The following is a 24,707-nucleotide window of genomic DNA, read 5'->3' on the forward strand; positions in this document are numbered from 1 at the left end:
AAAGGATTTTTATAACTTTATTTCTATGCCTCAATCAACCCTTTCTCCAAACACGGTTAATTCTGATAAGATTACTATTAATGTAGAACCTCGTCACATTCCCAAAGGACACATTGAAGACTTGGGTCCAATGAGTGATACATCTCCTGAGAGTTGGCAGTATAATCCTGATGTTATTAATGAATATTATCGCCAACGTCTTCCCCAAGTTGTTGGTCGTTTAATCACCGTTTTTGTCTTATTTGCTCGTTTTGCTATCGGCTTATGGTGGGATAAAATTAGGGGCAAAAATCCTAAGCAAGAAAGAAAACGAGCGATTCATCTGCGAGAGATGTTAACAGAATTAGGCCCAACTTATATTAAAGTAGGGCAAGCTTTATCCACACGGCCTGATTTAGTTCCACCAGTTTACTTAGATGAATTAACCACCTTACAAGATAAATTACCCTCTTTTCCCAATGAAGTTGCTTTTCGTTTTATTGAAGAAGAATTAGGTCAAAGTCCCCAAGAAATTTATGCTGAATTATCAGAAAAACCTATCGCTGCTGCGTCTTTAGGTCAGGTTTATGTCGGTCGATTAAAGACTGGAGAAAAGGTAGCGGTTAAAGTTCAGCGTCCTGACTTAATTAGACGTATTACCTTAGACATTTATATTTTACGTCATCTGTCTATTTGGGCGCAAAATACTTTTTCTTTTATTCGTTCAGATTTAGTAGCAATTACTGATGAATTAGCTGGTCGCATTTTTGAAGAAATCAATTATCTTCAAGAAGGTCGTAATGCCGAAGAATTTGCTGAGCTTTATGGTCATTTACCCGAAATTTATATCCCTAAAATTTATTGGGAATACACCGCAAGACGTGTGTTAACCATGGAGTGGATCGACGGGATAAAATTAACTAATATTCAAGCAATCCAAGCAGCAGGCATTGAAGCCACCCACTTAGTAGAAATAGGAGTTAATTGTTCGTTACGTCAATTATTAGAACACGGATTTTTTCATGCTGATCCCCATCCTGGTAACTTATTAGCCATGAAAGATGGACGATTAGCTTATCTTGATTTTGGCATGATGAGTCGCATTAAACCTTATCAAAGATATGGCTTAATTGAAGCAGTAGTTCATCTGGTGAATCGAGATTTTGATTCGTTAGCTTATGACTATGTTAAGTTAGACTTTTTAAAGCCTGAAACGGATCTAACTCCCATCATTCCTGCTTTACATGAAGTATTTGGTAATGCTTTGGGATCGAGTGTAGCTGAATTAAACTTTAAAAGTATTACAGACCAAATGTCGGAAATGATGTATGAATTTCCCTTTAAAGTTCCGGCTTATTATGCTTTGATTTTGCGCTCAATGGTAACCTTAGAAGGGATCGCTATCGGTATTGATCCTAACTTTAAAGTGTTAAGTAAAGCCTATCCCTATGTGGCGAAACGGTTATTAACTGATCCATCTCCACAGTTACGAGCTTCTTTGAAAGATTTACTATTTAAAGAAGGAAGTTTTCGCTGGAATCGGTTAGAAAATTTGATGAGAAATGCTAAAGATTCCCAAGATTATGATATCGATAAAGTCGTTGATCAAGCTGCCGATTTTCTTTTCTCTCCACGGGGTGAATTTATTAGAGAAAGATTAGTTAGAGAAATTATTAATGCTTTAGATATCTATAGCCGTCGCACTTGGTTTAATATGTCTAGTATAGTCAGAGAACAAGTAGGCTTAGCTGTTCAAGAAACTCCTGCCGATTTACAATCAAAAAGTGAGAGTGTTGAACACCTACAAAATATCTTAAGAATTCTACAAAATACTCCAGGTTTTGATCCCATGAGAGTCGTTCCTTTGGTGATGAAACTATTAGGAAAGCCAGAAACCCAAAAAATGGGTCAAAGAATTGCTGAAGGGTTAATGCAAAAATTAGTCGCCCGTTTAATTCGTAATTTACTACTAGAAATTGATCAACCCAAAGAAATGATTAAGACTCAAAAATCCTTACCCGCAGCTTAATAAATTCTTGTTAAGGTGAAGGTGGATTTTTAGGCGATCCCGAAGGGATCTGCTCCGCAGTACGTAAATAATGAATCTTTTGTCAGATACAGTTACCCTGTCTCGAATGCAGTTTGCCCTGACTGCTATTTTCCATATGCTTTGGCCAGTTTTAAGCACAGGGATGGCCATTTATTTAGTTGTCGTTGAAGGGTTATGGTTAAAAACTCGTAATCCTAATTATTACTATCATGCTCGTTTTTGGAGCAAACTCTACGTCCTTAACTTTGGTATTGGGGTCGCTTCTGGTTTACCGATGGAATTTCAATTCGGTACCAACTGGGCCCCTTTTTCTGAAGCAGTGGGGGACTTTTTTGGTAGTATTCTTGGCTTTGAAGGGGCTATGGCCTTCATGTTAGAAGCGGGATTTTTAGGTATTATGTTGTTCGGTTGGGAACGAGTCCATCCTGCCATTCACTACCTGGCTACTGTTATGGTGGCATTTGGGGCGAATCTGTCCACTTTCTGGATTTTAGTAGCTAATTCTTGGATGCAAAGTCCCTCTGGTGGAGAGATGGTTAATGGAAAATTTGTGGTCAGTGATTATTTTCAGGCCATTCTCAATCCTTTTATGGCTCGAAGTGTCTCCCATATGTTTTTAGCCACTCTAGAAACCTCTTTATTTGTTATTGGGGGGATTAGTGCTTGGTATATCATTAATCAGCGACATCAAGCTTTTTTTGCCCGTTCTTTAAAAATTGTGTTAGCTGTGGCTATTGCAGTAACCCCTCTACAAATCTATGTCGGCCATTTAAGTGCAGAACAAGTCTATCGCTATCAACCAACCAAATTAGCTGCCATGGAAGCGAAATGGGAAACCTCCCCAGCAGGACAACCGGCAGATTGGAGTTTACTGGCCTTACCGAACGAAAAGCAAGAATTCAATTCCTGGGAAATCACCATTCCCAACGGACTGGGATACATTTTAGAATTCAAAGCCAATCTCTCTGAACCGGTTCAAGGACTAAAAGAATGGCCAGTAAATGAACGGCCAAAAATGGTGGGATTAATTTACTATTCTTTTCGGGTAATGAGTGGGATTGGCTTTTTCTTAGCTGGTTTGATGTTGTGGAGTCTTCTGCAATGGCTTATCGGTAATCTTTCCCCTGAAAAAATTAGTCAACAAAAATGGCTGTTACGGACTTGGATGTTGGCTGCACCCTTGGGTTATATTGCCGTAGAGTCAGGTTGGATTGTGCGGTGTGTAGGCCGACAACCTTGGGCGGTATACAAACAAGTTCGTACCGTTGACGCTGCCTCTAATCTTCCTGCCAGCAATGTGTTGACTTCTTTAATCTGTTTTGCCGTGATTTATTCGACTTTGTTGGTAGCAGCTTTATATTTTGGCAGTCGGATTATTCGTCGAGGGCCAAGGTTAGATTTACCCTTACCTGGATCAGAGGATAAAGTGGCTATGTCAACTGAACAAGCCAATTTTGTTAAAGACCAACGGCCCGTAGAAGCACAACAATAAGCAATTGATATGGACGCATTATTACATTTTCTTCCCCAAGTTTGGTTCGTCATTTTAGCTCTATTTTTGTTTCTCTATGTCATGTTAGATGGCTTTGATCTGGGGGTAGGTATTTTGTCTTTGACCAGTTCTAACGAAGAAAGACGAAGCCTTTTAATGACCAGTTTAGGGAATATCTGGGATGCTAACGAAACTTGGTTAGTATTGATGGGAGGGGGATTATTTGGGGCATTTCCTTTAGCTTATGGAACGATTCTCAATGCTCTGTATATTCCCATTTTCATGATGATTTTTGGCCTCATTTTTCGGGCGGTTGCCTTTGAATTTCGAGAACAGGCCAACAATAAATTATTTTGGAATTTTGCTTTTGGAATTGGTAGTTTATTGGCCGCTTTAGGACAAGGTTTTGCCCTCGGTACGGTGATTCAAGGGATTAAAGTCGATGCAATGGGGCATTTTATTGGTTCTACCTGGGATTGGTTGAACTGGCGAAACCTTTTAGTAGCTTTAACACTGATTCAGGGTTATGTATTAATTGGTTCAACCTACTTAATTTTGAAAACGGAAGGAGAACTACAACAAACCCATTATCGAACCGCTAAATTAGCAGCGATAACTACATTATTAGGGGCGATTATAATTACGATTAGCACCCCCATTTTTTATGAAAGCTTGAGAGAGCGTTTATTTACTGCGCCGTTAGTCTATATTTTTGCTGTTATTCCGATTCTAGGATTGGTGTTAGTTTGGTTACTGCTACAAAGTCTGAATCAACGAGAAGAACGGACTCCTTTAATTTGGACAATTCTTATCTTTTTATTGAGTTTTATCGGTTTAGGATTAATTGTTTTTCCTTATATTATTCCCACAGACATTACCATTTATCAAGCTGCTGCTGCTCCCAGCGCTTTAGTGTTTATGCTGATTTTTATCGGTTTTCTCATTCCTATTATGTTGTTTTATAACATCTACAATTATGTTGTATTTCGGGGAAAGGTTGTTAACAGTAGTGAGGAAGACTAAACCGATAGGATTAAATTGCTAAAGCTGATCAGGAATTTATACCAATTTTCATTATTAACCATAGAGATTATTCGTTGAGAGGAGGCAGGAGAAGCAGGGGAGGTAGAGGAAAAAGAAGATTAATTAGGTTTCTAGTGACTGTTGAGAATTGGTATAACTTATCCTGCATTATTCATGAAGAAAAAACAAAACCAAAAACATAAGAAATTAGCATCAAAAGCGATTTTTTATTAAATAGATTCTTAAAAAGTAGTGAATTGGCGTAATTCAATCACAGAAAATTAATGGAAGAACAGAAAAAAGACTAATTTAACGTTAGATGGATACACCAATCCTATGAGAGATGAATGTTAGGAAAAAATCAATTGTTTACCCGAAGATAATCGTTGTATTATGCAGAGTATTTCCTCACGAAAAGGACAATGAGCAGCTAATTCTACTAAAGTTCTTCTAACAGAAACAGTCACTTTGGCAGCTATTTTTATGATGGTTTCCCTCAAACGAGAAACTTGAGCCTTCCCCAATCGTGTCCCTTCCGCAGAAGCCCGAAGTTCAAGCATTAAAATATAAGCTGCTTGGCATAAAAATAAGCGAAATTGATTAACAATAAATTTATGGCAACTGAGACGATCTGCATTAATTCCTAGTTTCAATTCCTTGATTCGATGTTCAGAAGTAGCTCCTCTTTGAACATAAAAATTATCATAAATTTCTTGTGCATCTGCCTCCAAATTAGTTACTAAAAATCGAGGATTTGCTCCTTTTTCTAACCATTCTGCTTTCATAATAAGTCGACGAGGTTTTTTCCAACTTTTTGCAGCATAATATACATCATCGAACAAACGAGCCTTCTCTTTAGTCCGAAAATACTGTAATCTGGCTAAGTCAAGAAGATAATTTATTTTCCGTTTTAAAACAGCATTACTACTAAAACCAAAAACATATTTTACATTTTTTTGTTCGCACAGATTAATAATTTCAGGTAAAGAAAACCCTCCATCGCCTCGTAAGATTATTTTGACATCAGGCCAAGCTTTTCTTAAACGCCAAAATAACCATCTTAGTAATCCTAAAACTCCTTTTCCTGCGTGAGAATTTCCTGGTCTTAAGTGTAAAATTAAAGGATAACCACTTTTGGCTTCATTAACTAATACAGGAAAGTAAATTTGATGTCCATAATAACCATGAAATAAGCTTAACTGTTGATGTCCATGAGTGTAAGCATCAAATCCATCTATATCTAATACTATTTGTTCTGGGTTTGAGAGATGATTTTGAAGAAATTTATCGACAAAAAAACGACGTATCCTTTTAATTTCTTGTTTAGTTATTCCATTTTCTAGTCGACTCATTGTCGGTTGACTAGCTAATAATTCTGCTCCCATTTCGGGGACTTTATCACAAATAATTTTGAAAATTGGATCATGTCGTAAGTAATTACTATCATTGGTATCTTCATATCCTGCTGCTATTTGATAGATTCTTTGACTTACTAACTGAAACAGTGAATGTTTGACTTTATGTTGTTCTCTATTATCTTCCAAGCAATTTGAGATTCCTTGGCCAACTTTCAGATTGTCTTCTGCTTGCTTAATTAGCAATAATCCCGCATCCAAACTTAGGTCTAGTCCTGAAAACTTTACCTCCAATGTTTTCTTCGTCTTAAAATTAAAGGGGAGTTTTTCTGAAGACTCTTTCATTAATTATTGATTGATTGATATAACCTTTATTTCTTTATTTATTATAGGCTAAAATGAACTTTTTGTAAACGACTTTTACCTCTTATTTTTGATAGTTAAATAGTCGATAATTAGTAATAGATAAAAATCACAGACTGTTATTGGGGTCAAATCTCCATATTCCTGATGGCATAAGGCTTTCAGGCTTTTTCGCAATTCTCTCATGAATAATGCAGGTTATGTGTGGCGAAAGGATAGATGTAATTGTTTAAAGGCTTCTGTCTTTTGCTGCATCTGTGAGTAGAGACGACCACAAACTAACTCACACAACTCGAAAATCATGGGATCTTGAATTTCATAATATATCGTTACACCTTGAGGCTGACGGGATAAAATTTCGGCTTCAGTCAATATTTTGAGATGCTTTGATAAATTAGCTTGACTTAAACCAGTCGCTTTACTCAGTTCACCGGCATTCATCGCTCCGTCTTTCAAACAGCTTAAAATTTGTAGCCGACTGGTTTCTGAAAGAATTTTAAAATAATCGGCGATAGGAGACAGAAATTCCTGTTGCTTGGATGGATTGTTGTGGGCAGAGGTTTTTGCCATAGATTACAATATTTATTTGTTTCTTTTATTTAACTAAATAGTATCTTAACAAAAAAGTGAAATAGACTAAATTGTATAGGAAAAAATTAATGATAGAAAAATAACAATCATTATTCGAGATTAACTTTTAAAACTATATAGTTAATTAGTTATAATTAAAAAGCAGATAGCAGTTAAACTATCTGACCTAGTGCTTAAACATTAAATTCAATTTTGATTAGGGAAAAAAATGCTATTACGTCAATTGTTCGATCACAACACCTCGACTTATACCTACTTAATTGCTGATCTAAGTACCTTTGAATCAGTTTTAGTTGATCCCGTTTTAGAACAGGTGGAACGGGATTTGCAACTCATTAAAGAACTGGGACTGACACTGCGCTATTGTTTAGAAACCCATATTCATGCTGATCACCTGACAGGAACAGGGAAATTGAGAGAACTCACAGGGTGTCGGGGAGTCGTCCCCGAAAATGCCAACGTTGATTGTGCAGACCGCTTTATTCGGGATGGAGAAGTCTTAAAAATAGGGGAAGTTAAGATACAAGCGATCACCACCCTTGGTCATACCGATAGCCATATGTCTTATCTTGTCAATGATGGTTGCGTTCTCACAGGAGATTCTCTGTTAATTCGAGGTTGCGGACGGACTGATTTTCAAAGTGGAGATGCCGGAACCCTTTATGACCAAATTACTCAGAAATTATTTACCCTACCAGATGCTACGAAGGTTTATCCTGGTCACGACTACAGAGGCCACACCGTTTCTACCATTGGGGAAGAAAAGCAATTGAATCCCCGCTTTGTTGGACAGGATCGGGCTAGTTTCATTGAATTGATGAATAATCTTAATCTACCCAATCCCAAAAAAATAGCAGAAGCTGTTCCTGCTAATCAACGTTGTGGGGAAGTAGCTACGACAGTCTAACGTTCATTTTTCTCAAATTACTTTATTGTTAAATAGTTGAATTGAAAACCAGATGAAAACACTTAACTATAAACCTTTTCCTACCATTGATAGCCATACCTTAAAATCGTGGTTAGATGAGGATTTAGTCACCCTCGTTGATGTTCGGGAAGTTTCAGAATATGTTGGCGAACATCTTCCCAATGCGTTACTGATTCCCTTATCTAAGTTTGAACCTGATAAAATTCCCCAAGAACAAGATAAAACCTTAGTGCTTTACTGTCGAACGGGAAATCGCTCTGCTCAAGCAGCACAAAAGCTGTTGACTGGGGGTTTTCGAGGAGTTACTCATCTCGGTGGTGGTATAGAAGACTGGAAAAAAAGAGGATTGCCAACGATTGTTAATACTAATGCGCCTTTAAGCCTGATGCGCCAGGTACAAATTATAGCGGGTTCGTTGATCATCACAGGGACTGTGTTAGGAGCGTTTGTGTCTCCTTGGTTTTTGATTATTAGTGGTTTTGTTGGTGGGGGACTGCTCTTTGCTGGCATTACAGATACCTGCGCCCTAGCAATGTTACTAGCAAAATTACCTTTCAACCAACGGTTAAATGCAAGATGATAACTTGGATTATTGGACATTTTTTAGCCGTTTGTATTGGACTAAGCCTGGGTTTGATTGGGGGAGGCGGTTCTATCTTAGCCGTACCCATCTTAGTTTACGTTATGGGACTAGGAGCCAAAACAGCGATCGCTATGAGTTTAGGCATTGTCGGTATGGTTAGCTTAATTGGTGTCATTCCTCACTGGTTGCAAGGCAATGTTAATGGTCAAGTGGCTGCGATTTTTGCCCCTACTGCTATGTTAGGGGCTTATCTCGGTACACAAATGGCAGGATTTCCCTTTATTACGGAAACTATGCAACTGATCTGCTTTGCTATTGTTATGCTCCTGGCGAGTATGATCATGATTCGCCAAGGAAGACAAACATTAAAACATCGGCACTTGCTCAAAGAAAAACAGAGGTTTCTCCATAAGAAGCAACACAATCGTTTTTTAATCCTTTTAGAAGGATTAGGGGTCGGTATTTTGACCGGATTTGTGGGAGTCGGGGGTGGTTTTGCTATTATTCCCGCCTTAGTCTTATTAGGGGGTATTCCCATGAAGGAGGCGATCGGCACTTCCTTAATCATTATTACGTTTAATTCGGTGACAGGATTTCTGGGTTATCTTTCTCACGTCAACCTCGATTGGATGTTAATGATGTCTTTTACCATTGCAGCCAGTTTAGGAACTCTTACAGGAGCTTATCTTACTCGCTTTATTGATGCTAAAAACTTACAGAAAGGTTTTGGTTATTTTGTTTTAGCCGTGGGGATTTTTGTTTTAATTCGACATTAAATTTATACCCCAAAAGGTTGCTTATTGAGTACCTTGCTCTAGCTCAAGGCTTCGATCTTAACAAGATCACCTTCAACTGCCTCACAGTTATTAGGGAATTACCCAGGGTTGGGCATTAGGTTCACGCTCATAAAGCCGATCAGGGATTTAGTTATGACAGAGAAAAAAAACTGGCGTACTCTAGATTGTTTTATCCAAGTTAATACCCCTTGGTTAACTTTAATTGGCGAAAAATTAGAAGATGATCGTCAACAAATATTAAATTATTGGCGAGTAGAAAAAGCTGATTCTGTCGTCATTATTACGATTCAAAATAATCAGTTTATTTTACCCAATCCTTCTTATCGTCCGGGAGTTCAACAAGTAACCCTTGATTTTGTTGGAGGAAGATTAGATCAGGGTTTAAGTCCTAAGTTAGCAGCATTAAAAATACTCAGTCGAGAACTGGGAATAAGCAATGTGGATATTGTTAGTTTAAACCCTTTAAATCAAGTGGGTTGGTCTATTAATAGTTCTTTTTCTAACCAAAAACTGTATGGTTTTATGGCGGAAATTTCACTTAATACCATTATCAGTCGTGAACGGGTAGGCAAAATTTATCCCACAACATCAGAAGGAATCAATCAGTTATTGACCGATTTAACCTGTCTTCAATGTCGTGCTGTGTTGCGGGAATGGTTAACTCAAGGTTGAAGTTAGAACCGTGATAAATTAACATCAGATTCAAGTAAATTAAAAAGTTGTTCTGGTATTTCGTCACTATCGTTAACAAACCAAAGGAATATATGTGTATCTAACAAAAAATTCATTCCATATATTCCTGAAAATCTTGAAGAGGTTCATCAAAATCATCACTTATCCATACTTTACCTTTAGCAGTTCCTCGTTTGCGTTTCATAGGAGATATTTTAGCAACTGGTTTGTTATCTTTAGTAATAACAATTTCTTCTCCTTTGATCGCTAAATCAAGAAGTTTGGAGAGATTAGATTTAGCTTTATCTATATCTAATTTAGTCATGACATTGCATCTCAATTAAGTTTAGTGAAGTAACCAAAATCTTATATATTATCAATAGATAAGATAAGTGCCTAATTTACAGACTTTACTATTCAAATAAAATGATCGAAATATAAATTTTTTCAATGTTTTATAAGGAATTAATAGTCTAAAATGATACAATATTTTTAGTTAGATAATATACTTTTTTATGATTAATCACTGGTCAGCAATAGGCATTTACTCTCAAAAAGAACTATCACAAATGATTGACCTCGGTCTTAAGTATCCTTCCAGTCAATTTCAAGACAAGAAAACAGGTAGAACTTACTTATTAACAGACAATTTTGCTGAGTTATGGGTTCATATCGATGCTAAATGTGCTGTTCCTTCTTTTGCTTCCTCTACTATTATTAAAGCAAAAGTCACGAAATGGATTGAAAATGAAAATAGTTGTCCATATTGCGCCATGCTTTGTGTTGATGTTTTAGACAAAGAAACGGATTATAAACTATATCCTATAGCTATTACGTTTGGAAACGTAGCATTAGCTCGTCAGTCTGTTGAGATAGGAAAAACTATCAACTTCCATTTAGCCGTATTTATTGAAAGTTGTCAATCTTGGGATAGTATAGAATCTTATAAACAACAATATCCAGAGAGAAAATTAGGTCTAGGTTGGTTTATTCCCCTCGGTCCTTTTTCCCCACTCGAAAAGCTAAAAAATAATCAACCTCGTGCAGCCTTTTTTGGGATAGTCAAAGAAGTTCAGAGAAAGAAAAATCCCTGGACGAACAACTATTACCAACATTTACTATTAGAGTGTGCAGACAAAACTTACGAGTGTGTTGCTGAACATGAAAAGCTCAAAAATATTTTTATTGGTAATTTAGTTTATGTTGAATCTTGGTTATGTGCAAAACTCATAAATACATAAAGTTGTTTAAGTAATAATGCTAACAAAATTCTGCTATTTTTTCTTATATTTACAAAACTTTTCTCAAAGCTTCTAACAACAATAAAACATTCTCAGGACGAGAATTATAACCCATCAAACCAATACGCCAAACCTTACCAGCTAATTCTCCTAAACCGCCACCAATCTCGATATTATACTCTTTCAACAGATAAATAGAAACTGCTTTTCCATTAACTCCTTCAGGAATACGAACCGTCGTTAAAGTAGGTAAACGATACTGTTTTTCTACATGACAAACTAATCCTAGTTTTTCTAACCCTTCCCATAATAATTCTGCATTTTGTTGATGTCGCTGCCAACAATTTTCTAACCCTTCTTCTACAATTAAAGCTAATGCTTCCCTTAAGCCATAATTCATGTTACAAGGGGCAGTATGATGGTATTTTCTCGGTTCTCCCCAATATTGACTTAATAGGTTCATATCCAAATACCAATTAGACACAGAAGTTGTGCGTTTTTGCAACTTTTCTATCGCGCGATCGCTCATAGTAAATGGTGAGAGTCCGGGAGGACAACCTAACCCTTTCTGACTACAACTATAAGCTAAATCCACACCCCATTTATCAGTATAAAAAGGAACACCTCCTAAACTGGTAACAGCATCAACTAACAATAAGCAATTATGTTCTCGACACAACTCTCCTACCCCTTCTAAGGGTTGTCTTACCCCTGTAGAAGTTTCTGCATTTACTAACCCTAAAATAGCCGGTTTATGGGTTTCGATTGCCTCTTTTAATTCTGCTAAACTAAAATTTTCACCCCAAGGTTTGTTTATTGTTTTAACATCTGCACCATAACGGGTGGCCATATCCACTAAACGATGGCCAAAATAACCCATAACTCCTATTAATACAACATCCCCAGGTTCTACCACATTGGCTAAACTGGCCTCCATTCCGGCGCTTCCTGTGCCACTAATAGAGATGGTTAACTCATTTTCAGTTTGCCATACATACCGTAATAAATCTTGGATCTGATCCATCATTTCTAGATAAAATGGGTCAAGATGACCGATCGCAGGTAAACTCATGGCTGATAAAATACGGGGGTTCGCATTAGATGGACCAGGACCCATGAGTAAGCGAGGAGGAATGGTTAAAGGTTGGGGTTGAGAAGGAATAGTCATGATCAGTTATGGCTCAAGAATAGGGGTATTTTACCAAAGAATTGATAATTCTTGATAATCTCATTTGTGTTACCAGTTGTTTAAATAATTTAAGCAAGCTGGCAAACAGAATACATTTATTGTAATAATGAGCGAAGTAAAGAAGGAGTAACTCTAAAATTAGTCGTTTGTAGTTTTTGGAGAACAACAGGCAAATCAATTAAATTTTGAGTATTTGCTTTTTGTAAAATTCCTAGTAGTCCAGTTATTTTTAAACCTCTTTCTTTTGCCATTTTTCTAGCTAACTTTTCGTCTAATATGAGTAAATCAGCTTTATATTTTTCGGCTAATAAGATAGCTTGTTGCTCTCCTAAGTGTAGAGCATTTAAAGAGTCATCATTGACATGGATATTAGGTTCAATGATTAACCAGCTAGGTGAGTTTTTCAGCCAATTTTTAACTTGGACTGGTGCATCTTCATGAGTTAATTCTTTGGCAACAGCTTGAGGAATATAGATTTTACCAAATAGTTGAGGCAATAAGCTAATTTCTTGAATCAGAATTAAATAACAAAGAGGAGAAGTGTCAGCAACAATAATCATTCTGATAGTAACTGATTAAGGGTTTCTAAATCATTCGCTAAATCTTCTTCTGTATAGTCCAAATAAGCTTGATGTTCTTTTAAAAATTGTTCAGTTTGCCAACGAGAAGAAAATTTTAACATTGTTTGAATTTGAGCCGAGGTTATCATTCCTTTACGATAAGCTTCAAGGGCTAAAGATTCTAGGAGTTTTTGTGGTAAATTATCCCATTGTTGCTGAAGTTGATGCCCGATTTCTTCGGGTAATTCTATGGTTATTTGCATTTTTTACTATTTTTCTTGTACTTTTTTAAGTAGGTAGGCATAATTAAATGAATAAAACTTGTAGGGTGGGCAATGTCTCAAATCATTTCTGATTAAGGTTTATAAGCTTTTTATTAGCATTGCCCACCTTACGTTTATTTATAACCACTTACATACTTCATTGAGTATAGCAATCAGTTGTTACGTTATGAGAATTCAGTTTAAGTAAAAGGGAACAGATAACAAAAAAGATATCCATATCTCATACATCATTCCTGATTGCTATCTTATGTAAGATCATTTTTGATAATGGTTAATGATTTTTTTTCCTAGAAACGATAGCACCGAAACCCCATAAACTTATGGCTAATAAGGCTACTTTTACCGAGGGTTCTGGGGTCGTTCGAGTCACATAAATACCGGCCCAACTTTCTTCTTCGTTCCTCATACTTGCAGCAATACTTAACCATCCGTTCCGTAACCCTTCTCGTTCGATAGCTAAAGACGTAATGGGTAAACCGGCCGCTTCGGGATCTAGTAGACTGCCATCCATTCCCGTTTCTACCACTGTGGTTAAAGGTAAATTACGTCCTAATTGAATATAGATCCCATCTTCCCCTGTCTCCATATCTGGTCCGGTTGTTCCTTTAAAGGCCACTTGAGAACCACTTACCCCTAAAAAAGCAGAAGAACGCCATCTGGCCAATTCTCCATCTTCCTCATTTTCTGAACCAGGAACCCGGCCCGAAAAATTCCAAAAGACAAAGGTAGAAAAATCATCCCCTGTTTCTGCAATTAAACGAGTTTCCATCGTATCAATATCGGTGACAAAAATCCCTTGATTCACCGAGACTTCAAACTCAAACATCCCGTTACCGATACCATTGGGATTATCCGGGTTATCCGACTCGTCTAAACAAAATTGTAAACGCCCTTGATTTCCTTCTTCAGGACAAGCCACAATTTGGGTAAAGGTTTCGTCTCCCCAGTCTCCCCAAAAGGCTACAGACTTACCATCAAAAGATAATCCTTCTCCAATAGATTTTAAACCTCCTGGCACTAAATCCGCTAATCCCCCAATACTCACTAAAGGAATCAATTCGGTGGGATCATCCAATAAAGAGGATAAATAAATTCCTCCCAAAGTGGGATCAGCTTCATTATCCACTCCGACAAATACAGCTTGATCTTTCGCTGCACTGGGGGGTGCAGTAGAACCAAATTCCGTTGCTGTACCAGGGATTAAAGTATTACTATCGGCAATAAATTCAACGGGAGACAATCCCCCATTATCCAATAGGTTGCGAAAATATACTCCTGTTTGGGGATTTCCTAAGTTATCAGTCCAATTTCCTTTAAAGACTAGGGTATCTCCCATTGTAATCGCTGGAGAGCCTGGAAACTGGTCAAATCTGGTGCCTGGGGTGGTTCCTGGGACGCTAAACCGTTCAAATCCTGCGATCGCCCCTAATTGATTGACTGCGGTACTGAGTCCCCCTAGGTTAGTATACACCCCCGAAGTCCCTAACATGGTTCCATCCCCTAATTCCCAAACAGGATCAGATTGACCTCGCGACACCACTCGATTACTGTTCATATCGATACGAGGGAAGGAGGGAAACTCCGTAAAAGTAGCCATGGTATTGTTAGGAAAAGGAACTTCTTGCCCACGGGTCATAACGGGTATAATTGGGGCAATAGTATCGCTATTCATGTTACGGGTAAAAATGCCTGTGGCTGGTTGTCCACTTCCTCCTTGACTGCGAGCGCGAAACACCACCGTTCCCTCATTATTTACAGAAGGGGGATTATAACTATTAAATAATCTATCTGTATTGGGGACAAAATCTCCATTATTCACCACGGTATCAAAGTTAAAATTACCGGCTTTTGCCACTGTTTCTAAACTAAGTAAACAAACACAACTGAGGACAGTTACTTGAGAAAATTGGACAAATTTGGACATAATTTTTATTTGGGATTGTATTGAGTTAAATAAAGACGTATCTTGATGGCTTAATTCTGAAATAAAATTCTTGATAAGCATAAAAAAATTAATATTTTTTTACTTTTAAGGTGTTACTTAGAAAACTCTGGGAATTTTGTTTATTATCTGCTTAAAAGATTACAAAATATTACTATTACTGATAAAAGTCTTGACCTTATACTTAGATATAAGGGTTACCTTATAGATAGCTAAAGGGTAATCAGCCATGAAAAAAATGTTCAACATTGGTGAAGTGGCTCATCGATTAAATCTCAACCCTCAAACCATTTATTTTTACGAACGAAAAGGGTTAATTCCCCCAGTCACTCGTGATAAAAATGGGTATCGATTTTTTAGTGAGGAGGATATAACAAGATTATCTTTGATTGTCGCTTTAAAGGGTTTAGGAATGACCCTAGAAGAAATTAAAGAGATTCTCGATCTTAAAGATAATCATTGCTTAACTTGTGAAGAAGTGGCTCAGGAGTTACAAGAGAAAATACTGCAAATCAATACAAAAATTTCTCAGTTAACAACCGTTCGCAACGAGTTAAGCAACCTATTACAAGAGTGTTGTACTCGTACAAAATCCCAATCCTCACCTTGTGAATGTACTTTATTAGATGAATTACAAAACATCAATTGTTTGGGATAAATAGTAACTATACATGAGTCATTATTAAACTTACCTAACAGCAAAAGTCGATATGTCTGTCAAATCTTGAAACTTAAAAGGAGGTGACATATCGCCATGTCTAAACAAGCAAATAAACTCGTCGGTAACAATATCAAAAACCTCATTGTATCAGACGCTATTCTGGACCTGGACGATGGTTTTTATGCAGGAGATGAACGTCGCAAACAACGAGGACGAGAAGATGAATTAATTGGTATTTCCGGAGTTTCTTTAAATCCATCCTCTGCTTCTATTACTACCTTTTCCAGTAACGCAGTTCCTATTATTCCTGAAGTAGATCAAGAAGAGGATATTATCAGGAATGAAGAAGAAAATGTACTTTTTATCTCATCCACTTCAAAAGGTTTCAGAGGTCAAGGTAAAGAAAAATCTTTTGACATAACTCCTGAATATAGTAGTGATACTCATCAGGACAGTGAGTCTGAGGATAGTATCGGTGGCCCTCCTGTTAGTCGAGGCCCGTCGAGTGATCATAGTGGGGAAGAATCTGAAGAACCTAAGAGTATGGCTGGCCCTCCCATTGGCCGAGGATCTTCTAGTGATCACGGTGGAGGAGAACCGGAAGAAACCTTCGGAAATAACCTATCCTTCCCGGTTATCTGGTCAGAAGGGGTGAGTAAGGTGTTAAGGGGTGCGATTCGTTTCTCTGAAACCTATACATATAGGGGGATAGAGAGCATCTGTTGAGTAAACCAATTTGGTTGGAGTTCGCACTTTAATCCTCAATAGAATGATAACTTCATTTTCATGTAAGTGAGTGAAAGTACCCTAGAAATCACAAGTCTTACCGTCATGGTGCTTGATTGAAAGCATTTTCCCCAGGTTCGAGACTAGCCATCAAACCCTGAAGCGGGAGAAAAAGCGTAAAGATACTAATAGCCTAATTTGGTATCACGTGAGCAAGTTCTTATGAGTAACAGAAGTGAAGGAAGGTTTGAGAACCGTCGTTATCCCCAAACCAGTGGAATAAGGCTATACACACTGGGAGTACCAAAAGGTCATAAGGTTCAACTAATTGAACATAAAGGGTGGGAAAAGTGTTCAATAACTTTTCTCAGCACTACCCTAAAACTCGGCGGACGCTTCCACTCTAAGAGAACAAAACAATGAAAATGAGGAACGAAGTAACCTATCTATTTACTCTCAATCAAGGTCGAAAGATTGAGTAGTCAGCTAAGACAAAACATCTACCAAAAAAGGTAGGTAATAGATAGGAAAGATTGAGTCAGAAGCTAACGCTTATGGTAATGCGTAAGATATGCCGACAGACTCACGGTAGAACGGAATGTAAAGCTACAAGTAGCAATGAATAAGTTATGAACACGGTTAAACCGATGTATAAATGGTCAGATATCCCCTGGCGTAAGCTAGAAAAGAACATCTACAAGTTGCAAAAGAGGATTTACAAAGCGTCTAGTCGTGGTAATGTCAAATTAGTTCGCCGACTCCAAAAACTTCTAATTAAATCCTGGTCTGCAAAATGTCTAGCGGTTCGTCGGGTCACTCAGGATAATCAAGGTAGGAAGACCGCAGGAGTGGATGGGGTTAAATCTCTATCCCCAAAACAGCGTCTCACCTTGACAAATAAATTAACACTGGGTACAAAAGTCGCTCCCACTAGGAGGGTATGGATTCCTAAACCTGGGAAACAAGAGAAGCGACCATTAGGAATACCGACAATTAAAGACCGAGCAATGCAGGGACTTGTCAAACTGGCACTTGAGCCAGAATGGGAAGCCAAATTTGAGCCTAACTCATACGGGTTCAGACCAGGACGCTCATGTCATGATGCAATTACAGCAATCTTTGGCTCAATAAAACAGAAGTCTAAGTATGTTTTTGATGCCGATATCAGTCAATGCTTTGATTGCATAAATCACAACAAACTACTCGAAAAACTAAATACCTATCCTACCCTACGGAAGCAAATCCGAGCTTGGCTGAAGGCTGGTGTTATGGATGGAATAGAGTTAAAACCAACTTTACATGGAACACCCCAAGGAGGCGTATTAAGTCCGCTTTTAGCGAATATTGCCTTACATGGAATGGAAAATGTAATTAAAGACTTAGTAGTTCAATATAGAATATTAAGTCCCACGGGAAGACCACTAAATACTAAAGATAAGCGACAAAGCGTAAATCTTATTAGGTATGCTGACGATTTTGTGATATTTCATGAAAACATAAACATACTTAACAAATATATAGAGGTCATAACTCAATGGCTAAATGACATGGGGTTAGAAATAAAAGCCAGTAAAACAAGAACAACCCATACATTAATGCACTACAAAAAAGAAAAACCTGGATTTGATTTCTTGGGATTTCACATCAGACAATTTAAGTCTGGAAAATATAGAAGTGCAAAATATAAAGGGAATATTCTAGGCTTCAAAACTATTATCTCACCCAGTAAAAATAGCGCATCAGAACACTATCAAAAGATTGCTGAAATAATCAGAAAACACAAATCAAAGAGACAAGCTGCTCTCATTGATAATCTCAACCCAATAATTAGAGGTTGGTGCAATTACTTCGCAATAGCTAGTTCAAGCAAAGTGTTCAGGCGACTCAAAAACATAACATTTTGGAAGTTATGGAAATGGGGTAAGAAAAGACACCAAAATAAGGGAAGAAAGTTTGTAAAAAACAAATACTTTCATCACGTTGGTAACAAAAATTGGGTTTTTGCTACAAAGATAAGCAACAATGAACTCTTTACCTTAAAGTTACACGATGAATTCACATTCAATGATAAATACATTAAGGTTAAAGGGAATGCCAGCCCATACAATGGCAACCTGATTTACTGGAGTACAAGAATGGGAAAAAACCCTGAGATGCCTAAGCGAACAGCATCATTGCTCAAAAAGCAAAAAGGGAAATGTACCCATTGCGGATTAACTTTCAAAGATGGAGACCTAATAGAGCTAGACCATATCATCCCTAAGTCGAAAGGCGGAAAAGATGAATACAAAAATTGGCAATTACTCCATCGACACTGCCATGATGAAAAGACCAAAACAGACGGAAGTTTGGAAAGGTCTGGTAACAAAACTGACTGCAATAGTGTCATACCAAAACAACTATCCATTATCCCATCCAATTACAAATGGGTTGAGGATATGCTTGTGATGACGTACTGATGACAATAGCCGTTCTACTGAGGAGCGGTGTGACGGGAAACTGTCACGCACCGTTTTGGAGAGCAGTGGAGAAGGTGACTTCTTCACTGACTTTAATGTGATCCTGGTATGACACCCATGTTAAATGGAGAATGGTGGTACTGGTGGGAAGGGGACGATCCCCATACAGCCGAGATCGAAGAATATGTCTCAAAACCCCCTGATCCCGATAATAACGCCTTCTTTGATGATGGGGTTGCAGGTGCCTTTAACAGCAATAATGTACCAGGAGAAGGATGGGTAAAAGCCTATTTACAAAAAGATCCTGACAACATCTGGCAAGCAACCAATGGAACCCCTAATCAGTTTGGCTTTGATGAAGTCGTTATTGATACCATTGATTGGGGTGATAACCTAGAATCTGTGGATTGGTATACGCGATCGCAAGTTAGGACGGAAGTGGTTCTGTTTAAGACTCTCACAACACCAGTTTTAGACTATGAGATGCGTCATACTTCTGGTTGGGGAATCGATGAAGTCCATGGCCTCGGTGTTTCTCAAACTGGCGATCCAATCTTAGGAGAAGGAACACAAGCCACAGTTTACTCAAATAACGCTCGTTTTACCATCCAAAAACTCAATGTTAGTGAACTCGATCATCCAGGAGTTGATAGTCTGGTTTGGGTTGCTGGAGAAGGTTGGACAGGAGATGTGATCAATGATCCTATCTTTAATGGTGCTGTTTATGAAGGTGGAGATGGCCCTGGTTATTATTCGGCTGAAATTAACGTAAAAGGTCGGATTATCTATGGTTATACCTGGAATGTGCGCCAACTCAATGAAGGCCCTGGTTATTATCGTCTCACCTTTAGTTTTGATGATGAACTGACGGGCGCACCAACGGCACTGAATACGTTCTTTAGAGATGGTTTGACCAATATCGCCCTTCCTTTAGAAGAAGAAACTGAAACCGTAACCCCATTAGAAGAATCTGATGATGGTGGTAGTTCTCCGGATGGTGGTGGTATTGCCATGCTTGACTTTGAACATAATCTCACCTATATCGACATCCGTATTTTAGAACGGGAAGGTGGCGGTATGGGTGGAGGAAATGGCTCCCAAAGTGATAGTCTCAGTGAAACAATTACCGATTTTGGTGCCATTGCTTCTGAAATGACTGGTCTTGCAACTTCACCAGAAAGTAGTCTTATTTAGCGATCGCTTAATTTATGATCTTGGGTAGACCCCGTCTACCCAATTTTCTCATCATGAAACCAGAAAAATTTCCTGCTAGACTTCATATTCTCATTGCCAGAAATAGCGACCAAGCTATCATCATTAGGAGAGGCCCCTCAAAACAAACTTGTGTCATTGGTTGGGATCGAAAAAGCAACATTTTTCAAGTGTCTCAATGGTTAAAAGGACGTATTTATGAAAGGCGATGCGATATATCTCCTTCTGGGAAACATTGGATATATTTTGCCATGAATGGGAAATGGTATTCTAAGATAGGATCATGGACTGCGATCGCAAAAGTTCCCTGGTTAAAAGCGATCGCATTCTTTCCTAAAAATGACTGTTGGTTTGGTGGGGGTTTATTTTTAGATGATGATTCTTATTGGTTAAATGGGGGTTATATTGATAATAATGGATTATTGTTTGATACTAATGAAGTTAAAAGAAATATAACTTATAGTCCTCCTAATTATTATGGAGGTGAGTGTCTTACTGTTTATTATAATCGACTACAACGTGATGGATGGACATTAATCGAAAAAGAGAAAAAAAGAGATTTTAACGATGAAACTATCTTTGAACAAACATTATCTCAACAATGGACTTTACAAAAAATATGCCATGCACAAATAGATTCACCGCCAGGAAAAGGATGTTATTGGGATGAACATATTGTTTACAATCAAAGAGGACAATCGTTAATTAGTCCAGACTGGGAATGGGCAGAATGGTGGGATAATTCAATTTATTATGCAGAAAAAGGTTGTCTTTATCAACTTCAAATTGAAAGTGCTAATCTACTGAGTAAACCTAAGTTACTTCATGATTTTAATGGTTATCAATTTGAGTTTAGGCAAGCCCCTTACTAATATTATCTGTGCATTGGCACGATATTTGCGGATTTTTCAACTTTATATAAGACAGTTTAATTTAGAAAGTATTTTGTTGTTTATAAAAAAACGTTAACATCAGGGTTCAAGCTATTTATTTTCTTCTAACATAGAAAAGGAAAATAATTATTGAGAAAAATCTTAATATTTCCATAACCTTCTTATCTTTTTTGTCCTAGTTAAAAAATCAGATAATAGAAAGTAAGAGAAAAAACAAAAATATGGAAAGCAAAAACCTGACCAAGCAGCCTCAAAAATCTGGTCAAACAGTTGATAAACGCTTCAAAATCATTGATATTACAATGAAGCGGAATCATTATCGTCAAGATGCTCTCATCGAAATTTTACACAAAGCACAAGAAGCTTTTGGCTATCTAGAACCCGATATTTTAGAATATGTTGCTCATGCCTTGAAATTGCCTTTAAGCCGAGTGTATGGGGTTGCAACTTTTTATCATTTATTCTCTCTTAAGCCCAGTGGAAAACATACTTGTGTTGTTTGCTTAGGAACCGCTTGTTATGTTAAAGGTAGTGATAAAGTTTTAACAGCATTACAACAAGAATTAGGCATAAAATCAGGAGAAACAACAACTGATAAACAAATTTCTTTACTTTCTGCAAGATGCTTAGGTGCTTGCGGTATTGCCCCTGCTATAGTTTTTGATGGAGAAGTAGCAGGAAAACAAATGCCAGAAAATGCACTAGAAAAAATTAAAACTTGGCAAACAGAAGATTAAGCAAAATGGAACTAGAAGAACTTTTGGAAATCAAAAAAAAGACTCAAGGTAAACATCAGCAGAAACGAAAACGAGTTAGATGTTGTACCGCAGCAGGATGTTTATCTTCAGGTTCAAAAGCTATTGTAGAGAAGTTAAGCACTGCTGTAAAAAGTGCAAACCTAACAGAAGAAATTGAAATAACTCCCGTTGGCTGTTTGCGGTTATGTGGGCAGGGTCCTTTAATTTATATTGATCCTGATGATACTCTATATCAACAAATTAAGCCTGAACAAGCTGAGGCGATTATTGATAGTTTAAATGGTCAAGAACAACCAGAAAACTTACCTAAAAAAACCGATCTAACTCATCCTTTCTTTGCCTATCAACAGCCTATCGTTCTCGAAAATAGTGGCAAAATTGACCCAGAAAGCATTGATGATTATATTAGTCGAGGAGGCTATCAACAATTACATCATGTCCTCTTAGAAATGACCCCCAATGATGTTACTCAAGAAGTCACCAAAAGCGGGTTAAGGGGGAGAGGTGGCGGAGGCTATCCTACTGGCGTAAAATGGGCGACAGTAGCGAAAATGTCAGGACAGCAGAAATATGTCATCTGTAACGCCGATGAAGGGGACCCAGGGGCATTTATGGATCGGGCTGTTTTAGAAAGTGATCCCCATCGTGTCTTAGAAGGAATGGCGATCGCAGCCTATGCAGTGGGCGCAAATCATGGTTATATTTACATTCGCGCCGAATATCCCTTGGCTATCAAACGCCTAGAAAAAGCCATCCAACAAGCCAAACGATACGGCTTAATGGGGTCACAAATCTTTGATTCTCCCTTTGACTTCAAAATTGACATCAGAGTGGGCGCAGGAGCCTTTGTTTGTGGCGAAGAAACCGCTTTAATTGCCTCAGTTGAAGGAAAACGAGGAACCCCACGCCCTCGTCCACCTTATCCCGCAGAATCAGGATTATGGGGCGATCCAACTCTTATTAATAACGTCGAAACCTACGCAAACATCGTTCCCATTATCCGAGAAGGGGGTGATTGGTACGCTAGTATTGGTACAGAAAATAGCAAAGGAACAAAGGTTTTTGCCCTGACAGGAAAGGTAGAAAATAACGGATTAATTGAGGTTCCTATGGGAACTTCTATCCGAAAAATTATCGAAGAAATTGGCGGAGGCGTGCTGGATCAAGGAACAGTTAAAGCGGTGCAAACGGGAGGTCCTTCTGGGGGTTGTATTCCCGCCCATTTATTAGATACACCTGTCGAATATGACTCCTTACAAAAGTTAGGAACTATTATGGGATCGGGAGGTATGATCGTTATGGATCAAGACACCAGTATGGTAGAAATTGCCCGATTTTATATGGATTTTTGTCAAGAAGAAAGTTGTGGAAAATGTATTCCTTGCCGTGCCGGAACGGTGCAGTTATATGATCTGCTAACCAAGTTAGTTGAAAGGAAAGCAACTCAACAGGATTTAGACAAATTAGAAGCTCTCTGTCAAATGGTGAAAGACACCAGTTTATGTGGCTTAGGAATGACTGCACCCAACCCAGTCATTAGCACATTACAGTATTTCCAAGACGAATATTTGAGCTTACTTCAAGCAACTTAAGAGGTAAAAGAATGGCGGTTAAAACGTTAACTATAAATGACCAATTAATTACAGCATCAGAAAAGCAGACCATTTTAGAAGCAGCTAAAGACGCAGGAATTAGTATTCCTACCCTATGCCATTTAGAAGGGGTATCAGATGTAGGTGCTTGTCGTTTATGTTTAGTAGAAATTGAAGGCAGTTCTAAACTTCAACCTGCTTGTGTCACTCAAGTACAAGAGGGAATGGTGATCCAGACAGAAACCGAAAAATTGCAAACCTATCGACGTATGGCGGTAGAACTTTTGTTTGCTGAAGGTAATCATGTTTGTGCGGTTTGTGTGGTTAATGGAAATTGTCAACTGCAAGATATTGCGGTTAGAGTGGGGATGGATCATTCTCGTTTTCCTTATCAGTTTCCTCAGCGAGAAGTTGACTTATCTCATCCACAGTTTGGCATGGATCATAACCGTTGTATTTTGTGTACCAGATGTGTTAGGGTTTGTGATGAAATAGAAGGGGCGCACGTTTGGGATGTGGCTAGTCGTGGAGGTCAATCTTTTATCGTTTCAGGTATTAATCAACCCTGGGGAAACGTTGATGCTTGTACTTCCTGCGGTAAATGTGTTGATGCTTGTCCCACAGGGGCTATTTTTAGAAAAGGTAGTACCGTTGCAGAAATGAATCATGATCCTGAAAAAATCAGATTTTTAGTAACAGCAAGAGAGAAGGGAGAATGGGTTAGGTAAAGCAGGGGAGTTGGGAGCAGGGAGCAGGGAGAAACACTGTAAACATTTTAGTAAAATAAAAATTAAGAGCTATGAAAAAGATTAAATTAGCAACAGTTTGGTTAGCGGGATGTTCTGGATGTCATATGTCTTTTTTGGATCTCGATGAGTGGTTATTAGAATTGGCTAAAAAAGTGGACATGGTTTATAGTCCTATTGCTGATATTAAAGATTATCCTGATAACGTTGATGTTTGTTTAGTTGAAGGGGCGATCGCGAATAAAGAAAACTTAGAATTAATTAAAGAAATTAGAGCTAAAACTAAGTTAATTGTTTCCTTTGGCGACTGCGCTGTAACTGCTAATGTTCCAGCTATGAGGAATATGTTAGGACCAGCAGAAACCGTGTTAAAACGCTCCTATTTAGAGTTAGGAGATGTCACTCCTCAACTTCCCCAAGAACCAGGTATCGTCCCAGAATTATTAGATAGAGTGAGTCCTGTCCATGAAGTGATCAACGTGGATTTATTTTTACCTGGATGTCCCCCCGATGCTGATAGAATTCGGGCTGCTATTGAACCCTTATTAGAAGGAAAAAAACCGCTCCTAGAAGGGAGGAAAATGATTAAATTTGGTTAATTATAATAATGT

General features: G+C 38.0%; 25 protein-coding genes. 18 read left to right on the forward strand and 7 right to left on the reverse strand.

What is annotated here, in order from left to right:
- Positions 1 to 25: 25 nt before the first annotated feature.
- The 3 genes from CY0110_RS02400 (at position 26) to cydB (ending at position 4,544) form a co-directional block, all read left to right on the forward strand.
- A complete protein-coding gene (locus CY0110_RS02400; protein WP_035798350.1) occupies positions 26 to 2,008 on the forward strand; it encodes an ABC1 kinase family protein in 1,983 nt (660 codons plus the stop codon).
- A gap of 70 nt (positions 2,009 to 2,078) precedes the next feature.
- The gene (locus CY0110_RS02405; protein WP_008273670.1) at positions 2,079 to 3,521 is read left to right on the forward strand and encodes a cytochrome ubiquinol oxidase subunit I; all 1,443 of its coding nucleotides are present in this window, start codon (positions 2,079 to 2,081) and stop codon (positions 3,519 to 3,521) included.
- Between the two features lie 9 nt (positions 3,522 to 3,530).
- Complete coding sequence (gene cydB, locus CY0110_RS02410; protein WP_008273671.1) at positions 3,531 to 4,544, forward strand: cytochrome d ubiquinol oxidase subunit II; 1,014 nt, start codon at positions 3,531 to 3,533, stop codon at positions 4,542 to 4,544.
- A gap of 350 nt (positions 4,545 to 4,894) precedes the next feature.
- Here the strand turns inward: cydB and CY0110_RS02415 are convergent, their stop codons facing one another.
- The gene (locus CY0110_RS02415) at positions 4,895 to 6,244 is read right to left on the reverse strand and encodes an IS1380-like element ISCysp11 family transposase (protein WP_008273672.1); all 1,350 of its coding nucleotides are present in this window, start codon (positions 6,242 to 6,244) and stop codon (positions 4,895 to 4,897) included.
- 216 nt (positions 6,245 to 6,460) lie between these two features.
- Complete coding sequence (locus CY0110_RS02420; RefSeq protein WP_008273673.1) at positions 6,461 to 6,832, reverse strand: ArsR/SmtB family transcription factor; 372 nt, start codon at positions 6,830 to 6,832, stop codon at positions 6,461 to 6,463.
- Between the two features lie 229 nt (positions 6,833 to 7,061).
- Between CY0110_RS02420 and CY0110_RS02425 the strand changes: the two genes are divergently transcribed.
- The 4 genes from CY0110_RS02425 to CY0110_RS02440 all read left to right on the forward strand — a co-directional run bounded on the left by CY0110_RS02425 (position 7,062) and on the right by CY0110_RS02440 (position 9,833).
- Positions 7,062 to 7,760 (forward strand): MBL fold metallo-hydrolase, encoded by a 699-nt coding sequence (locus tag CY0110_RS02425; RefSeq protein WP_008273674.1) that lies wholly within the window; start codon positions 7,062 to 7,064, stop codon positions 7,758 to 7,760.
- 52 nt (positions 7,761 to 7,812) lie between these two features.
- Positions 7,813 to 8,361 carry a rhodanese-like domain-containing protein gene (locus CY0110_RS02430; RefSeq protein ID WP_008273675.1) on the forward strand — a complete coding sequence of 183 codons (549 nt, stop codon included), beginning with the start codon at positions 7,813 to 7,815 and terminating at the stop codon, positions 8,359 to 8,361.
- Positions 8,358 to 9,140, forward strand: a complete 783-nt coding sequence (locus tag CY0110_RS02435) for a sulfite exporter TauE/SafE family protein (RefSeq protein ID WP_008273676.1) — start codon at positions 8,358 to 8,360, stop codon at positions 9,138 to 9,140. The genes CY0110_RS02430 and CY0110_RS02435 overlap by 4 nt, the downstream gene beginning before the upstream one ends.
- A 153-nt stretch (positions 9,141 to 9,293) precedes the next feature.
- Positions 9,294 to 9,833, forward strand: coding sequence for an NUDIX hydrolase (locus CY0110_RS02440; RefSeq protein ID WP_008273677.1), 540 nt, complete (start codon positions 9,294 to 9,296; stop codon positions 9,831 to 9,833).
- A 112-nt stretch (positions 9,834 to 9,945) separates the two neighbouring features.
- Here CY0110_RS02440 and CY0110_RS02445 read toward each other — a convergent pair whose 3' ends face one another.
- Positions 9,946 to 10,158: a type II toxin-antitoxin system Phd/YefM family antitoxin gene (locus CY0110_RS02445; RefSeq protein ID WP_008273678.1), complete on the reverse strand. Its 213-nt coding sequence runs from the start codon at positions 10,156 to 10,158 to the stop codon at positions 9,946 to 9,948.
- A 190-nt stretch (positions 10,159 to 10,348) separates the two neighbouring features.
- Here CY0110_RS02445 and CY0110_RS02450 point away from each other — a divergent pair, with 190 nt between their 5' ends.
- A complete protein-coding gene (locus CY0110_RS02450) occupies positions 10,349 to 11,074 on the forward strand; it encodes a hypothetical protein (RefSeq protein ID WP_008273679.1) in 726 nt (241 codons plus the stop codon).
- 49 nt (positions 11,075 to 11,123) lie between these two features.
- On the opposite strand, the gene CY0110_RS02455 is transcribed toward CY0110_RS02450, so the two are convergent.
- The 4 genes from CY0110_RS02455 to CY0110_RS02470 all read right to left on the reverse strand — a co-directional run bounded on the left by CY0110_RS02455 (position 11,124) and on the right by CY0110_RS02470 (position 15,031).
- Complete coding sequence (locus CY0110_RS02455) at positions 11,124 to 12,242, reverse strand: pyridoxal-phosphate-dependent aminotransferase family protein (RefSeq protein WP_008273680.1); 1,119 nt, start codon at positions 12,240 to 12,242, stop codon at positions 11,124 to 11,126.
- A gap of 116 nt (positions 12,243 to 12,358) precedes the next feature.
- Positions 12,359 to 12,823: a DUF3368 domain-containing protein gene (locus CY0110_RS02460; protein ID WP_008273681.1), complete on the reverse strand. Its 465-nt coding sequence runs from the start codon at positions 12,821 to 12,823 to the stop codon at positions 12,359 to 12,361.
- Positions 12,820 to 13,086: a UPF0175 family protein gene (locus tag CY0110_RS02465; RefSeq protein ID WP_008273682.1), complete on the reverse strand. Its 267-nt coding sequence runs from the start codon at positions 13,084 to 13,086 to the stop codon at positions 12,820 to 12,822. Before CY0110_RS02465 ends, CY0110_RS02460 begins: the two co-directional genes overlap by 4 nt.
- Before the next feature lie 292 nt (positions 13,087 to 13,378).
- Positions 13,379 to 15,031, reverse strand: coding sequence for a hypothetical protein (locus tag CY0110_RS02470; protein ID WP_050779950.1), 1,653 nt, complete (start codon positions 15,029 to 15,031; stop codon positions 13,379 to 13,381).
- 247 nt (positions 15,032 to 15,278) lie between these two features.
- Here CY0110_RS02470 and CY0110_RS02475 point away from each other — a divergent pair, with 247 nt between their 5' ends.
- From CY0110_RS02475 to CY0110_RS02515, 10 genes are all read left to right on the forward strand, one after another.
- The gene (locus CY0110_RS02475) at positions 15,279 to 15,707 is read left to right on the forward strand and encodes a heavy metal-responsive transcriptional regulator (RefSeq protein WP_008273685.1); all 429 of its coding nucleotides are present in this window, start codon (positions 15,279 to 15,281) and stop codon (positions 15,705 to 15,707) included.
- A gap of 96 nt (positions 15,708 to 15,803) precedes the next feature.
- Entirely contained in the window at positions 15,804 to 16,436 is a 633-nt protein-coding gene (locus tag CY0110_RS30300; protein WP_008273686.1) for a hypothetical protein, read from the forward strand.
- 222 nt (positions 16,437 to 16,658) lie between these two features.
- Entirely contained in the window at positions 16,659 to 16,859 is a 201-nt protein-coding gene (locus CY0110_RS29780; RefSeq protein ID WP_157464518.1) for a hypothetical protein, read from the forward strand.
- Between the two features lie 206 nt (positions 16,860 to 17,065).
- Positions 17,066 to 18,895 (forward strand): group II intron reverse transcriptase/maturase, encoded by a 1,830-nt coding sequence (gene ltrA, locus CY0110_RS02485; protein ID WP_008273687.1) that lies wholly within the window; start codon positions 17,066 to 17,068, stop codon positions 18,893 to 18,895.
- Positions 18,896 to 19,003: 108 nt separating this feature from the next.
- Positions 19,004 to 20,089, forward strand: coding sequence for a hypothetical protein (locus CY0110_RS02490; RefSeq protein ID WP_035798308.1), 1,086 nt, complete (start codon positions 19,004 to 19,006; stop codon positions 20,087 to 20,089).
- 53 nt (positions 20,090 to 20,142) lie between these two features.
- Positions 20,143 to 20,979: a hypothetical protein gene (locus tag CY0110_RS02495; RefSeq protein WP_035798353.1), complete on the forward strand. Its 837-nt coding sequence runs from the start codon at positions 20,143 to 20,145 to the stop codon at positions 20,977 to 20,979.
- A 242-nt stretch (positions 20,980 to 21,221) separates the two neighbouring features.
- On the forward strand, positions 21,222 to 21,737 hold the full coding sequence (gene hoxE / locus CY0110_RS02500; RefSeq protein WP_008273690.1) for a bidirectional hydrogenase complex protein HoxE: 516 nt from the start codon (positions 21,222 to 21,224) through the stop codon (positions 21,735 to 21,737).
- A gap of 5 nt (positions 21,738 to 21,742) precedes the next feature.
- The gene (locus CY0110_RS02505; RefSeq protein WP_008273691.1) at positions 21,743 to 23,350 is read left to right on the forward strand and encodes a NuoF family protein; all 1,608 of its coding nucleotides are present in this window, start codon (positions 21,743 to 21,745) and stop codon (positions 23,348 to 23,350) included.
- 11 nt (positions 23,351 to 23,361) lie between these two features.
- On the forward strand, positions 23,362 to 24,078 hold the full coding sequence (gene hoxU / locus CY0110_RS02510; RefSeq protein WP_008273692.1) for a bidirectional hydrogenase complex protein HoxU: 717 nt from the start codon (positions 23,362 to 23,364) through the stop codon (positions 24,076 to 24,078).
- Between the two features lie 71 nt (positions 24,079 to 24,149).
- Positions 24,150 to 24,695, forward strand: coding sequence for an NADH-quinone oxidoreductase subunit B family protein (locus CY0110_RS02515; protein ID WP_008273693.1), 546 nt, complete (start codon positions 24,150 to 24,152; stop codon positions 24,693 to 24,695).
- Positions 24,696 to 24,707: the final 12 nt, after the last annotated feature.

It is taken from the genome of Crocosphaera chwakensis CCY0110 (assembly GCF_000169335.1).
Taxonomy (GTDB): Bacteria; Cyanobacteriota; Cyanobacteriia; order Cyanobacteriales; family Microcystaceae; genus Crocosphaera; species Crocosphaera chwakensis.